The 14713-nt window shown below is 59.5% G+C and carries 12 protein-coding genes; 11 read left to right on the top strand and 1 reads right to left on the bottom strand.

Annotated features, from left to right (window positions below):
* From CFII68_RS06570 to CFII68_RS06615, 11 genes are all read left to right on the top strand, one after another.
* A partial coding sequence (locus CFII68_RS06570; RefSeq protein WP_018611308.1) for an RHS repeat-associated core domain-containing protein occupies window positions 1-1258 on the top strand: 1258 nt, incomplete at its 5' end.
* Between the two features lie 3 nt (window positions 1259-1261).
* Window positions 1262-1663 carry a hypothetical protein gene (locus tag CFII68_RS27085; protein ID WP_082306343.1) on the top strand — a complete coding sequence of 134 codons (402 nt, stop codon included), beginning with the start codon at window positions 1262-1264 and terminating at the stop codon, window positions 1661-1663.
* A gap of 654 nt (window positions 1664-2317) precedes the next feature.
* Window positions 2318-3571 carry a cystathionine gamma-synthase family protein gene (locus CFII68_RS06575; protein WP_003205956.1) on the top strand — a complete coding sequence of 418 codons (1254 nt, stop codon included), beginning with the start codon at window positions 2318-2320 and terminating at the stop codon, window positions 3569-3571.
* 134 nt (window positions 3572-3705) lie between these two features.
* The gene (locus tag CFII68_RS06580; RefSeq protein WP_033062812.1) at window positions 3706-5136 is read left to right on the top strand and encodes an amino acid permease; all 1431 of its coding nucleotides are present in this window, start codon (window positions 3706-3708) and stop codon (window positions 5134-5136) included.
* A gap of 58 nt (window positions 5137-5194) precedes the next feature.
* The gene (locus CFII68_RS06585; protein ID WP_003205954.1) at window positions 5195-6079 is read left to right on the top strand and encodes a LysR substrate-binding domain-containing protein; all 885 of its coding nucleotides are present in this window, start codon (window positions 5195-5197) and stop codon (window positions 6077-6079) included.
* A 20-nt stretch (window positions 6080-6099) separates the two neighbouring features.
* Entirely contained in the window at window positions 6100-7464 is a 1365-nt protein-coding gene (thrC, locus tag CFII68_RS06590) for a threonine synthase (protein ID WP_018611301.1), read from the top strand.
* Window positions 7465-7475: 11 nt separating this feature from the next.
* Window positions 7476-7913, top strand: a complete 438-nt coding sequence (locus CFII68_RS06595) for an Lrp/AsnC family transcriptional regulator (RefSeq protein WP_003205952.1) — start codon at window positions 7476-7478, stop codon at window positions 7911-7913.
* A gap of 401 nt (window positions 7914-8314) precedes the next feature.
* Complete coding sequence (locus tag CFII68_RS06600; RefSeq protein WP_018611298.1) at window positions 8315-9373, top strand: homoserine dehydrogenase; 1059 nt, start codon at window positions 8315-8317, stop codon at window positions 9371-9373.
* Window positions 9370-10782, top strand: coding sequence for an aldehyde dehydrogenase family protein (locus CFII68_RS06605; RefSeq protein ID WP_018611296.1), 1413 nt, complete (start codon window positions 9370-9372; stop codon window positions 10780-10782). The genes CFII68_RS06600 and CFII68_RS06605 overlap by 4 nt, the downstream gene beginning before the upstream one ends.
* 686 nt (window positions 10783-11468) lie before the next feature.
* Complete coding sequence (locus CFII68_RS06610) at window positions 11469-12743, top strand: glycoside hydrolase family 68 protein (RefSeq protein WP_018611294.1); 1275 nt, start codon at window positions 11469-11471, stop codon at window positions 12741-12743.
* A 592-nt stretch (window positions 12744-13335) separates the two neighbouring features.
* On the top strand, window positions 13336-13695 hold the full coding sequence (locus CFII68_RS06615) for a DUF6124 family protein (protein ID WP_018611291.1): 360 nt from the start codon (window positions 13336-13338) through the stop codon (window positions 13693-13695).
* 390 nt (window positions 13696-14085) lie between these two features.
* On the opposite strand, the gene CFII68_RS06620 is transcribed toward CFII68_RS06615, so the two are convergent.
* On the bottom strand, window positions 14086-14379 hold the full coding sequence (locus tag CFII68_RS06620) for a hypothetical protein (RefSeq protein WP_018611289.1): 294 nt from the start codon (window positions 14377-14379) through the stop codon (window positions 14086-14088).
* Between the last annotated feature and the right edge of the window lie 334 nt (window positions 14380-14713).

Genomic DNA, 14713 nt, shown 5'->3' with positions numbered 1-14713 from the left:
GACCCGCATCGACTTTTCCCACAGCGAACCGCCGGAACACTTCTGCCACGACCCGGCCGGCAACCTGATGATGCAGGATCGCCCTGGCCCGACCGCCCTCAAGGGCAACCGCCTGCTGAAGGAGGGCGACCGCCACTACGACTACGACGCCTTCGGCAACCTGATCCGCGAACGCCGCGGCCAGGCCCTGGTCAGCGCCTACCGCTACGACAGCCAGCACCGCCTGATCGGCGTCACCACGGCGGATGGGCGTGAAACGTCCTACCGCTACGACGCCTTCGGCCGACGCATCAGCAAGACCGTGGACGGCCTGACCACGGAGTTTTTCTGGCAAGGCGACCAGGTTGTCGCCGAAAACAGCCCGCGCCACCACCGCAGCTACGTCTACGAACCCGGCACCTTCCGCCCGTTGGCGATGCTTGATGGCGAAGGCCCGGAAAAAGCCACGCCGTTCTACTACCACCTCGATCACCTGGGCACGCCCCAGGAACTGACCAGCTACAGCGGCCAGATCGTCTGGTCGGCGCGCTACAACGGCTACGGCCAACTCACCGAACTCCAGCACGGCGGCGGCGAACAACTTGAGCAACCGCTGCGCTTCCAGGGCCAATACTTCGACCCCGAAAGCGGCCTGCACTACAACCGCCACCGCTACTACAATCCCGAGACCGGCCGCTATTTGACGCCTGACCCGAGCAAGTTGGTGGGCGGGCTCAATGGGTATCGGTACACCCTGAACCCGACGGGGTGGGTGGATCCGTTGGGGTTGGTGGATTGTCCGGGGAAGGGTGGGTGTAGGCCGGCGGTTGGGGCGCAGGATCCGGCGGGTAAGGTTGGGGTGGATGAGGGGGAGGCTTCCCCACCAAAACCTACATTTCTTTATCGTGGAGACTTGAGGGGGCCAGAAATCATTTTTAAAGAAGGTTTTAGGAGCTTGGGGAAAAGCACCGACCTACTACTTCATGTTTGGGATAACAGAAATCCACCGAGTAATTTTGTCAGTACAAGCACGGATGTTGATGTCGGTATCGATTTTGGAACAAAGTATAGGGCGCGCAAAGGGTATCTGTATGTCCTAAAGCGAATTCCTGGGCGTGATGTAAATAAGGAGCTCCCGCGCAGTGATGTTCCTTATAGCTATGAGTATGAGATTGCAATCCCTGATCGGGTAAAGACGGAAGATATTATCGGGGTCACGCCACTTAAGAAGGATGGTTCCTATGTTGGGTACTCTTTACCCAACCCTCAAAGGAAATAAAAAATGACGAAGAAAGTTATTTCAATTATTAAAGATGGTCAAAAAGAGGATGTGCTGCTTGATGTTAATTCAGCAAGATCTACCGTTCTGCTTACCTTCAAAAGTGGCTGGTCAAAAAAATACTCCGGGGCTGACGTGTATGAGTGTCTTGGAAAGATTATAAAAGAACACTCCGATTTAAAATTTTTATGCAAGGGCGCTAAGCGGAGTGTAAGACCTTCCAGTATGTCCTCGCAAATGTCGTCAGGGGTAGCTGCATATGAACATGTTTTGGGTAAGCGTGCCTCAAGATCGGATCTTGTTAATATATTTGATTACGAAGATCAAGATATAGTCAGTGATCCTCAGCTGCAAAAAGATCATTTTTTTCTTTGGCTTGAATCTATAAGAGATGTGGAGGAATAGGATCTAGATTGTGAGGGACAAGATACTGTTATTGATCGTTCCCACGCTCCCGCGTGGAAATGCATCCCGTGACGCTCTGCGTCACATCCAGAAGCGGAACGCGGAGCGTCCCTGGCGTCATTCCCACGCAGGAGCGTGGGAACGATCGATAACCTGTGGCGAGGGAGCTTGCTCCCGCTGGGTTGCGGTAGGAGCTGCCGAAGGCTGCGATCTTTTGATCTGGATCTTTCGCTTGATACTCAACTGGCTTTGGAAAGATCGCAGCCTCGCTTCGCTCGGCAGCTCCTACGGCGCAGCCGAGCGGGAGCAAGCTCCCTCGCCACGATGATTCACACAGCCTTTAAGTCAACGGTCGCCTGTAGGATTGGCGCTCACGCATTCCCGACGTCACCACAATTCCAGTGTGGGAGCGGGCTTGCTCGCGAAAGCGATTGCACATTCAACCCCTCAGTGACTGACCCACCGCTTTCGCGAGCAAGCCCGCTCCCACAGGTTTTTGTGTCCGCAGGTCATCCCAGACCTTCATACAGCCATTAAAAAAACCACCCCTTTGGCACCGATAACATCGTTTCTCGGGCGCCCGGCTTTTCCCTATATTGGCCCTCAGATTCGGTGGATGGCTCAACGTCCACCCCCTCAGTGTGAGTAGCCTCAATGAACAATAAACCTGACAGCACAGGGCTTGATAACGCGGGAGCAGGGACCCGGGCGGTTTGGGGTGGGGAGCAAGTCAGGCACCCCTACAACGCCACGCAAACCCCCATCGTGGCCAGTGCCGCGTATGGTTACGACGACATCGACGTCTGGTACGACGTCGCCCTGGGCAAGGCCCCCGGTTTTATCTACAGCCGCATGAGCAACCCGACCGTCGAGACCCTCGAAGCCAAGATTCGCGAGTTGGAAATGGCCGAGTCCGCCGTGGCCTTCAGCAGCGGCATGGCGGCGATCAGCAGCGTGCTCTACACCTTCCTGGCCCATGGCGATCGCGTGGTGTCGACCAAGGACAGTTACGGCGGCACCAACAAGATTTTCGAAGAGTTCCTGCCGCGCACCGGCGTGGCGGTGACCTTGTGCGAGACCTTCGATCACGACGACCTCGAGCGTGAAATCGCCAAGGGTTGCCAGGTGCTGTACCTGGAAACCCCCACCAACCCGACCCTGAAAATCCTCGACATCCCGCGCCTGGTGGCGGCGGCCAAGCGTGTCGGCGCCGTGGTCGTGGCCGATAACACCTTCGCCACACCGCTGAACCAGAGCCCGCTGGCCTTGGGGGTGGACGTGGTGATTCATAGCGCGACCAAGTTTCTCAGCGGCCATGGCGACGTGCTCGGCGGCCTGGTGTGTGGCAGCGAAGCCTTGATGGCCCAGGTGCGGCATTACCGGGAAATCAACGGCGCGAGCCTCGACCCGTTCTCGGCCTACCTGATCATCCGAGGCATGAAGACCCTGGCACTGCGCATGCGTCAGCAACAACACAGCGCTCGGGCCCTGGCCGAATTCCTCTGCACCGAACCGCTGGTGGAGGCGGTCAATTACCCGGGCTTGCCCAGCCACCCGAACCACGCCGTGGCCTGCGCGCAGATGTCCGGCTTCGGCGCCATCGTCAGTTTTGTCCTGGTCGGCGGCATGGACACGGTCAAGCTGCTGCTGCCGCGCCTGCGCTTCGCCCATTGCGCCGGCAACCTGGGCGCGGTGGAAACCATCTACGGCCCGGCCCGCACCACCAGCCATGTCGAGAACACCTTGGAAGAACGCCTGGCCCTGGGCATCTCCGAAGGCTTGGTGCGGGTTTCGGTGGGCATCGAAGACACGGACGATCTACTGGACGATTTGAAACAGGCCTTCGCCTTCGTCAAAAAGACCCTCAATCCGCAACTCAATGAAGTCCACATCGAGACCGCAAACTGAAGTTTGAAAGTTGGTACCCCATAACAAGGCTGTGAATGGGGCGTTCATGAATAGGAATAATAATAAAAGCTCAGCGGCGCTTGTCTGACTCGCGTAGACGTAGATGCGCGCCCTGACATTTCATGAGAACAACCATGTCCATAACAGAACAACAAACGAGTACGCGGGCTGGCTTCAAGCAGGAAATGCAGACGCGCCATATCGTCATGCTGGCCTTGGGCGGCGTGATCGGCACCGGGCTGTTCCTGACCTCCGGCTACACCGTCAACCAGGCCGGCCCCTTGGGCGCGGTAATCGCCTACATCATCGGCGCGCTCATGGTCTACATGGTGATGATGTGCCTCGGTGAGCTGGCGGTGCAGATGCCGGAAACCGGTTCGTTCAGCACCTACGCCACGCGCTTCCTCGGCCCCGGCACCGGCTACACCGTGGCCTGGCTGTATTGGCTGACGTGGACGGTGGCCATCGGTTCCGAATTCACCGCCGCCGGCATCCTCATGACCCGATGGTTTCCCGACACGCCGGTGTGGATCTGGAGCGCGCTGTTTGCCGGCGTGGTGTTCCTCACCAACGTGATTTCGGTGCGGTTGTTCGCCGAGACCGAGTTCTGGTTGTCGTTGATCAAAGTGCTGACCGTGGTGGTGTTCCTGCTGATTGGCGGTGGCGCGATTCTCGGCCTGCTGAACATTGACCAGGCCCACAGCATCGGCTTGAGCAACTTCACCCGCGAGGGACTGTTTCCTACCGGCTTCATGCCCATCGTGATGACGCTGCTGGCGGTGTCCTTCGCGTTTTCCGGTACTGAACTGATCGGCATCGCCGCCGGTGAAACCAAAGACCCGCAACGCAATGTGCCACGCGCCATCCGCACCACGGTGCTGCGCCTGGCGGTGTTTTTCGTCGGGACCATTTTTGTCCTGGCGACCTTGTTGCCCCGCGAGCAAGCCGGTTTGGTCGAGAGTCCGTTCGTCACGGTGTTCACCTACATCGGCATTCCGTACTCCGCCGACATCATGAACTTCGTGATCATCACCGCCCTGTTGTCGGCGGCCAACTCCGGGTTGTACGCCGCCTCGCGGATGCTCTGGACCCTCAGCGACCAAGGCCACCTGCCCAAGCAGTTCTCGGCCCTGACCCGCATGGGCACGCCGCTCAACGCAATCATCGTCAGCATGGCCGGCGGCGCCGCCTCGTTGCTCAGCAGCGTGTTTGCCGCCGATACCATCTACCTGGCGCTGGTGTCGATTTCCGGTCTGGCCGTGGTGGTGGTGTGGATGAGCATCGCTGCGAGCCAGATCGCTTTCCGCCGTCACTACGTGGCTAACGGCGGCGACATTCGCCACCTCAAGTTCCGCGTGCGCGGTTATCCGTGGGTGCCGTTGGGGGCGCTGGTGTGCTGCAGCTTGGCGTGCATCGGGATCGCCTTCGACCCTGAACAACGGGTGGCGCTGTACTTCGGCTTGCCGTTCATCGCCTGGTGTTACTTCGTGTATTACATTACCCGCAAAAGCCGCGAGCGACGCTTGTCGGTTGCCCTCGTGGCACAACCGTCCGACGCGTTCTAAACCGCGTCGACGGGGCGGGCAAACGTGCCTGGTGCGTGGGGGCTAGCGAGGTAAGACCATGAAGCAAAAAACGTTGCCCCCGTTGAACTGGCTGCGGGCATTCGAAGTGTCGGCCCGCTGCCTGAACTTCACCCACGCCGCCGACGAATTATTCTTGACCCAGGGTGCGGTCAGTCAGCAGATCCGCCAATTGGAAAGTCACTTGGGGGTGGCGCTGTTCAAGCGCTTGCCCCGTGGCCTGGGCCTGACCGAGGAGGGCCAGGCGTACCTGCCGGTGGTGCAGGACGCGATCACGCGACTGGCGGTGGGCACCAACGAAATCTTTGGCCAGCACAAACGCCGGCCAATCAAGGTGCGCGGCAGCCTGGCGTTTTTCGTGCACTGGCTGGCGCCGAAACTGGTGGATTTTCGCCAGGCGCACCCGCACGTCGACATCCGCTACATCAGCAACATCTGGGTCAAGGAGCTGGATGGCGAAGACGACATGGAAATTCGCTGGGGCCACGGTCAATGGCCCGGCCTGGTGTCCCAGCGGCTGACCTGGGACACCTTGTTCCCGGTGTGCTCGCCCGCCTTGATGGCGACGCTGAAAGTGCCGGCGGACGTGGCCAAGCATCCGTTGCTGCATGTGCTGGGCTACGAAGAGGGCTGGGGCTACTGGCTGAAAATGGTCGGTGCCGACTCGGTGGATTCCTCGACCGGCATGCAATTCGACACGCTGGTCTGCACCTTGCGCATGGCTGAACTGGGGCAGGGCATCGCCCTGGCGCGCTCGTCGATGGTGAGTGACATGCTCGGCGACGGACGCCTGGTCGAGCCCTTCGCCCAGCGCATCGAAGCCAGCGAATCGTTTTACCTGGTGCGCAGTTCCGGGGCCGAGCAGCACCCGGACGCGGCGCGGTTTTCCACCTGGCTGGTGGAGCAGGCGCATCGCTTTAAATGAACTGTTTTACGGAGTTGACCATGCGCTATGTGAGTACCCGAAATTCCGCCGTGCAGGTCGATTTCGAAAAAGTCGTGCTGTCGGCCATCGCCGAGGATGGCGGCCTGTTTGTCCCCGTCACATTGCCGCACTTCGAACCCCAGGACATCGCCAATTGGTCGACCTTGTCCTACGACGAACTGGCCTATCGAGTGATGCGTCCGTTCGTGGGCGAGGCGATCCCCGAGGCTGACTTCAAGCGGGTGCTCAAGGAGGCCGGCAGCCAGTTCAGCCATCGCTCGCTGGCGCCGTTGCATCAGGTGGATCGCAATGAATGGGTCCTGGAATTGTTCCATGGGCCGACCCGCTCCTCGAAGGATTTTGCCGCGCAATTGCAGGCGCGGCTGGTGCAGTACTTCCTGCGTAAACGCGGGCGTCGCGCCGTGGTGATCGGCGTCACCAACGGCGACACCGGCCTGGCCGCCATCGAGGCCTTCAAGCACTGCGACGAGACCGACGTGGTGGTGATTTATCCCGAGGCCGGCGTACCGCAAGACCAGCTTCAAGACCTGCAAGCGACGGCGCATCCGCGGGTTCATCAAGTGGCCGTCGATGGCAGTTTCGATGAATGCCAGACCCTCGTCACACAACTGTTCCGCCAGCATGATGCGATCAGTTTCAACTCCAGCAACTGGGTCAGCGTCATGGCGCAGTTGGTGTTTTATTTCCACGCCGTGCTGCAACTGGGCGGCGGTCAGCGGCCCATTGGTTTCAGCGTGCCGGCGGCGAGTTTTGCCGAAGTCTATGCCGGCTACATCGCGCAGAAGATGGGCTTGCCGATCACGCAGATGATCGTCGCCACCAACCAGAATGACGCGCTGCATCAGTTCTTTTTGAAGAACCACTACTCGCGATTGCGCGCCAGCAAGACCCTGTCGCCGGCCATGGATTTGTCGATTTTTTCCAACCTGGAACGGTTTCTCTGGGAGCTCTATGGGCATGACGACCAGGCCGTGAGCGCACTGATGGACACCTTCGAAACCCACGGCGAAATGACCATCGCCAACGAGTTCTGGTTGCAGGCGCGGATGATCATCGACTCGTACGCGGTCAGCGATGAGCAGACGCTGGAGGAAATCACGTCGCTGTATCGCGACACTGGTTATGTCATCGACCCACACACCGCCACCGGCGTGCTCGCGGCGCGTTTGTACCGGCGCAGCCTGGTGGCGCCGATGGTGACCTTGGGCGAGATATCGCCTATTAAATCTGCGGTGTTGCTTGGTGAGTTGGGGATCCCTATTGCGGCGCCACAGCGTACGATGTCCGAGCATGGCCCGGCGCACATTTATCGCATCCAGCCGGACGACCTCGCGGCCCTCCATCAACTGCTCGGCACCCTGTAACCGGAGGCCCCATGAAGCGAATTCTCGACCCCCTCGACGAACGCATCATCGCTGAACTGCGCCTCAACGCCCGCGCCGCCCACGCCGAACTGGCGGCCAAGGTCAACCTCTCGCGCAACGCCGTGCGCCAACGCATCGAACGCCTCGAACGCGACGGCGCGATCCAGGGGTATACGGTGCGCACCGGGGAGGGCGCGCACGCGTCGTCGAACATCAACGCCGTGATCTTCGTCTACCGCTACGACCGCATGCGCGGCGCCGAGGTGTTGCAGGCGTTGCAGGCCATGCCTGAAGTGCTGCAGTGCGATGTGATGAGCGGCGAGTTTGACTTGATGCTGCGGGTCGGCGCGGCGAACCCGGAGCGGGTGCACAAGGTGTGGAAAGAGATCTCGGCGTTGCCAGGGGTGGAGAACACCGTGACGTCGTTTGTGTTGTCGTCGGTGGTCTGAGCCCGGTAGTGCAGATCGTTCCCACGCTCCGCGTGGGAATGCCGCCAGGGACGCTCCGCGTTCCGCTGCTGAGAGGGTGACGCAGAGCGTCACGGGATGCATGCCCACGCGGAGCGTGGGAACGATCAGGTTGCGGGGGCTGTGAACGATCGTTCCTCATGCTCCCGCGTGGGAATGCCGCCAGGGACGCTCCGCGTTCCGCTTCTGCGAGGCGACGCAGAGCGTCACAGGATGCATGCCCATGCAGAGCGTGGGAACGATCAAATCCACACCCACCGCTTTGCCCACCCCCTGGTCAAAACGCCCAGAAAATAGAGCAAATTGGCCTATTTAACTGCCAACCCCACCCCCCTAACCTAGATCCCAACAACCTCATCACCCGGATCAAGGACATAACAAAAATGACTGAATACAAACTGGCGCTGGTCGGCTTCGGTGGTGTGAACCGGGCATTGGCTCAGCTGATTGCCGAGCGCAACCAGCAGTGGAAAACCGAACTCGGCTTCACCCTGAAAATCGTCGGCGTGACCGACCTGTTCCTCGGTTCGGTGATGGACCGTCACGGCCTCGACGCCGCCTCATTGGCCAAACTGCCCACCACCAAAGGCGTCATGGCCCAACTCCCCGGCGGTACCGTCGATGCCCTCAACGAAGCAGTGATCAAAGACTGCGGCGCCGACATCATCGCCGAAGCCACCTTCACCAACCCGGTGGACGGCGAGCCTGCCACCTCGTTCTGCCGCTGGGCGCTGGAGCGTGGCAAGCACGTGGTCACCACCAACAAAGGCCCCATCGCCCTGCACGGCGCCGAACTCAAAGCCCTGGCCCAGCGCAACAACGTCGCCTTCGAATACGAAGGCTCGGTCATGAGCGGCACCCCGGTCATTCGCCTCGCCAAACAATCCCTGGCCGGCTGCTCGATCACAGGCTTCGAAGGCATCCTCAACGGCACCTCCAACTTCGTCCTCACCTGCATGGAAGGCGGCCTCGGGTTTGCCGAAGCCGTCAGCCAGGCCCAAGCCTTGGGCTACGCCGAAGCCGACCCAACGGCAGACGTCGAAGGCCACGACGTGCGTCTGAAAGTGGTGATCCTCGCCAACGAACTGCTGGACGCCAAACTCACCGTCAACGACGTCACCTGCCGCGGCATCTCCGCCCTCAGCCTCGCCGACATCGAAAAAGCCCGCCACGACGGCGCCCGCTGGAAACTCATCGGCGCCGCCACGCGCCAGGCCGACGGCTCCATCAGCGCCAGCGTCGAACCACGCCTGCTGAGCAACGACCACCCCCTGGCGAGCATCAGCGGCGCCACCAACGCCGTGTCGTTCACCAGCGAACTGCTCGGCGCCGTCACCGTCTCCGGTCCAGGCGCCGGACGCACCGAAACCGCCTTCGCACTGCTGTCGGACATCATCCACATCCACCAATCGACAACCCTCAAACAGGAGCACACCCTGTGAACGTATCGCGCCTGGCCCTGGCGGTCGTCGAACCGCACATCGAAGTCCTCAACCCGTTTGACGGCAGCATCGTCGGCACCGTCGCCGACGTGTGCGCCTCAGAAGTCCCACACCTGCTCGAAACCGGACGCAGCGGCGCAAAAGCCTGCGCCGCTCTCCCGCGTCATCGCCGCGCAAGCATCCTCGAGCAAGCGGCACTGAACATCGAACGCGACGCCAAAGCCTTCGCCCGGCTGATCGTCGACGAAGCCGGCAAGACCCTCAAACAGGCCGAAAAAGAAGTCAAACGCTGCGTCAACACCCTCAAGCTCTCCGCCGAAGAAGCCAAGCGCAACGCCGGCGAAATCGTACCGTTCGATGCCTACGAAGGCGCCGAATCGCGCCAGGGCTGGTTCACCCGCGAACCCCTGGGCCTGATCGTCGCCATCACCCCCTACAACGACCCGCTGAACCTGGTCGCCCACAAACTCGGCCCGGCCATCGCCGGCGGCAACGCGGTGATCCTCAAACCGTCCGAGCTGGCGCCGTTGTCGGCGCTCAAACTGGTGTCGTACCTGGTCGCCGCCGGCCTGCGTGAAACCGTGGTCACCGTCGCCACCGGCGGCGCCGAACTGGGCAAAGCCCTGGTCGCCGCCCGCGACGTGCGGATGATCTCCTTCACCGGCGGCTTCGTCACCGGCGAACAAATCGCCCGCACCGCCGGCCTGAAAAAACTCGCCATGGACCTCGGCGGCAACGCCCCCGTCATCGTCATGGGCGACTGCAACCTCGACGCCGCCGTCGACAGCTGCGTCTCCGGCGCCTTCTGGGCCGCCGGGCAAAACTGCATCGGCACCCAACGCCTGCTCATCCACGCGCCGATCTACGAAGCCTTCCGCGAACGCTTCGTCAACCAGGCCCAAGCCCTCGTCGTCGGCAACCCACTGCTCGCCAACACCGACATCGGCCCGATGATCACCCAACAAGCCGCGCAAAACGCCGAACAGGTCGTCAACGAAGCCCTGCAACAAGGCGCCACCTTACTCTGCGGCCACCGCCGCCAAGGCACCTGCTACGCCGCCACCGTCCTGGAAAACGTCGATCATTCCAGCCGACTCTGGCGCAATGAAGCCTTCGCCCCGGTGGTGGTGTTGCAGCCGTTCGACACGTTCGATGAAGCCATCGCCTTGGCTAACGAACCTGAATACGCGCTTCACGCCGGGATTTTCACCAACGACCTCAACACCGCGATGAGCGCTGCCCGGCGAATTGAAGCGGGGGGCGTGATGATCAATGATTCGTCGGATTTCCGGTTTGATGCGATGCCGTTCGGCGGTTCCAAGTACGGCAGTTTGGGCAGGGAAGGGGTGCGCTTCGCGTACGAGGAAATGACCCAGCCGAAGGTGGTTTGTCTGAATACGTTGGGCTGAGGGGCGAGTCAGTCCGAAGGAGTGGCTTTACCTTTCATGTCGCAGAAATCAAAAAACAGCGACACGTTGTGTCAGCCCTCTGTGGAAGCGGGCTTGCTCACGAAAAGGTCAGTAAACCCAACCCCGCAACCAAGTCAAACCCTTGTGGGAGCAAGGCTTGCCCGCGATGAACGATAACGCGGTTCAGTTGCTACACCGCGGTGCAGCCATCGCGGGCAAGCCTTGCTCGCGATAGCGGCACACCAGTCAACACCTCTACCGCTGACTCGCCACCTCACAAGCAGCTCACCAAGACCCGCTTCCCTCCATCTCGCCAACGGCGACAAATCAAAGCTTTTTGTTCGGCTCCCCACCCTGCATTGGCCTTTGCGCAAAACCCGCAGCCTCAGCTAACCAATCCCCCTATGCACTGCCTCCACCCATTGCCCAGTTACGCACGCTTTCCACCAAGCTGCGTCCATAGCACCAACCGTGCAGGCAACGTCGCCAATCTCCACATGAACTAACTTCTGCAAACGTTCACAGCTGAAACGTATCAGCCTCAACAAAAATCTAAATTATGCACAAATGCATTTTTATGCTTGACCCGCATGCATAACCCCCTATAAGGTGGCTTCACTGTATGCACATACAGTATTTCCAAAGCATCATTTATTTGAATCCATTCATGGACGAGGTATTACCTTATGAAAACCACCACTGAAAAATTCGGTGTAACCCCCCATCAACCCAGCCTCTGGACCCGCGCCGACGCGTTGAAAGTCCGGGCCGATGACCCCACCACCACTCAACCACTGGTCAGCGCGGATTTCCCGACACTGAACAACGACGTGTTCATCTGGGACACCATGCCCCTGCGCGACTTGGACGGTAACGTGACGTCCGTCGATGGCTGGTCGGTGATCTTCACCCTGACGGCCGATCGTCATCCAAACGACCCGCAGTACCTCGACGAGGACGGCAACTACGACATCCTCCGCGACTGGAACGATCGCCACGGTCGGGCAAAGATGTACTACTGGTTCTCTCGTACCGGCAAGAACTGGGAGTTCGGTGGCCGCGTAATGGCCGAAGGCGTTTCGCCGACCGCTCGCGAATGGGCCGGTACGCCGATTCTGTTGAACGACCGAGGTGAAGTGGACCTGTATTACACCGCCGTCACCCCAGGCGCGACCATCGTCAAGGTGCGCGGTCGGGTAGTGACCACCGAGCACGGTGTCAGCATGGTCGGCTTCGAGAAGGTCAAGCCGCTGTTCGAGGCTGACGGCAAGATGTATCAGACCGAAGCCCAAAACGCCTTCTGGGGTTTCCGCGACCCATGGCCTTTCCGCGACCCGAAAGACGGCAAGCTGTACATGCTGTTCGAGGGTAACGTGGCCGGTGAGCGCGGCTCGCACAAAGTAGGCGAGGCGGAAATCGGCGATGTGCCGCCGGGTTATGAAGATGTCGGTAACTCGCGCTTCCAGACCGCCTGCGTCGGCATCGCCGTGGCCCGCGACGCGGACGGTGACGACTGGGAAATGTTGCCGCCACTGCTGACCGCCGTGGGGGTAAACGACCAGACCGAGCGTCCGCACTTCGTGTTCCAGGATGGCAAGTACTACCTGTTCACGATCAGCCATACCTTCACCTACGCCGACGGTGTGACCGGGCCGGACGGGGTGTACGGTTTTGTCGCGGACTCGCTGTTCGGCCCTTACGTGCCGCTGAACGGTTCCGGCCTGGTGCTGGGCAACCCGTCCTCGCAGCCATTCCAGACCTACTCGCACTATGTAATGCCAAACGGCCTGGTGACCTCCTTCATCGACAGCGTACCGACCGACGAAACCGGCACGCAGATTCGTGTCGGTGGCACCGAGGCACCCACGGTGGGCATGAAAATAAAAGGGCTGCAGACGTTCGTGGTGGCCGAGTACGACTACGGTTACATCCCGCCAATGCTCGACGTCACCCTCAAGTAACAGCAACACCGGGGTTTCAGGCAGCGGGTTTGCGGTCGATGACAAAACCGTCGTGGATATGATCGAGATATCCCGCCTGATTCATTGCGACATTGCTCGCAAGCCCCATTGAACAACGCGTCGTAACCCTCTTCGCGACTGGCTGCAAGGATGCAGCCGGTCGCGAATGCATTCCCCAGCGACATACGTACACAAGCTCCTCTGTGGGAGCGAGCTCGCTCGCGATAGCGGTGCATCAGCCACATTCCGGCCCGCTGTTTATCGTGACTCCACGAGACCAGCCACGACCGACATAACCTTGCGCCATTGCCTACAACTACGCCAGAATCCGCCGGCTTGTGCGCCCTTGGCCGCGTCGGTAGTTTTGATCCTGTCACTGCCCATCAGTGATCGGGTTTAGCAGCCCGTCGAGTTGAGTCGCATCAAGCTTCATCAGTCAGGTATTCCCATCCCTGCATTTGATGGTGGCTGTGCGTGGGGCGCCCTCGGGCGCGCCGATTTCTTAACTCGTCGGTCTGCTAACCCGCGTACAGCTGCCACCCACTCGTTTAGCAGCGAGAGGGTTGTGGCCTCACCAAAGAGAGTTAAGGCTATGGTCAAAATTACACCGAACCCTCCGTCTGCAGATGAGCATGTATCTCGCGCTCAGTCTGCTCGTAACAATAAGCTTGATGATGCTGCCAACCGGGCGTTGGATTACTACCTGAAGCCTACGCCGAAGGACGAAACGTCTGACAAACCCCATACGATCTTCCGTATAGCACCGGATGTTGATTCGGAATGCCTGCTTGCCAGTCTCAGCGAAAACCTGGCTTCGGCCAATGCCATGATCAGTGATTTGGCGTTTGATCTTGAGGGATCGCGACGGCGCGTTGCGATGGGGATTTTGCAGGTGATTGAGGTGAGTGAGTTGCTGGCGAATCGGGCTTTGGATATTGTTGAGGTGAGGTAACAAGGGGCCGCGCTTACCCCGGGTATGAAGAAAGGTCTTGCATGGCAAGACCTTTCTTATGATCACGAAATCAGATGCCCAGTGTCCGCCTCGGCCGCTATCCGGACTTATTTCTCGCCCGAGGAAACGTATTCAAGGCTACGTGCGCCGATCGGCGATCCGCCTGAACGGTGCGAAGCTCGACCGGCGGATACACAGGCATTTCCAGAGTCAGAAAAGATAGAGCGAGCGGGACAGAGCTCTTATCTGTCCGTTTCCCTTCGCCAGCGTGCGATCGACATGACAGTAAGCTCGTTTTCCAAACAAATGAATTCTGCTTCATTTATGACGGACTATGAGTCTGTGCTCAACGCGGTCCTCTTCCCCATCAATGGATTCCTAATTGCTTCCTCATCGTGACTCAACGGTACAGGCAACCTGATTGAGATTCACGCTAAGCATTTGCTTACCGATGGCCCCTTTGTCGGCGTCATAGATTGCTACTCCGCTGGACAAGAACGTAACCGTCAGCTTATCCGCCGCAGACAAACCAAAAGGGCTACTGCCTGCAACAATCGATTGGCACGTCAACTTGCATCCGCTAGCAGGACAATCGAACTGATGTGCGAACGGTTTCTCCTCAGCCACCGCGCTACCAGCAGAAAGAGCCACTATGCTAAGCACTGCATAACCAATATATTTCATGTCTACTTCTCCTTGTTGAAGGCTACCGCCTTGCATTCCTGTTTCCGACTGAGATTGCTTCCCAAACAGCTTGTAACGATTCGCTGAGGAGCTGCAGAAGCGATACTTGAGTATCCGTTGGCTGTATCGGTGGGCTGGTATTTTTCTTGAGGCGAGCAATGCGTTATCGAATGCATGAGAGCAGAATCGTTGAGGGATTTATGGTGGGGGCGACGTCGTATCGGCGGTTTTCACGGCGCTCAGGAGGAGGCTAAGAAAAATGTCAGTGGTGCTGGCACTAAATAAAAGGGCTTTCGGCCAGACATTAAAAAGCTGGCTTGTGGCCAGCTTTTTT

It is taken from the genome of Pseudomonas sp. CFII68, from assembly GCF_000416195.1.
In the GTDB taxonomy this organism is placed as follows: domain Bacteria; phylum Pseudomonadota; class Gammaproteobacteria; order Pseudomonadales; family Pseudomonadaceae; genus Aquipseudomonas; species Aquipseudomonas kilonensis.
This window is presented reverse-complemented; position numbering and strand designations above follow the sequence as displayed.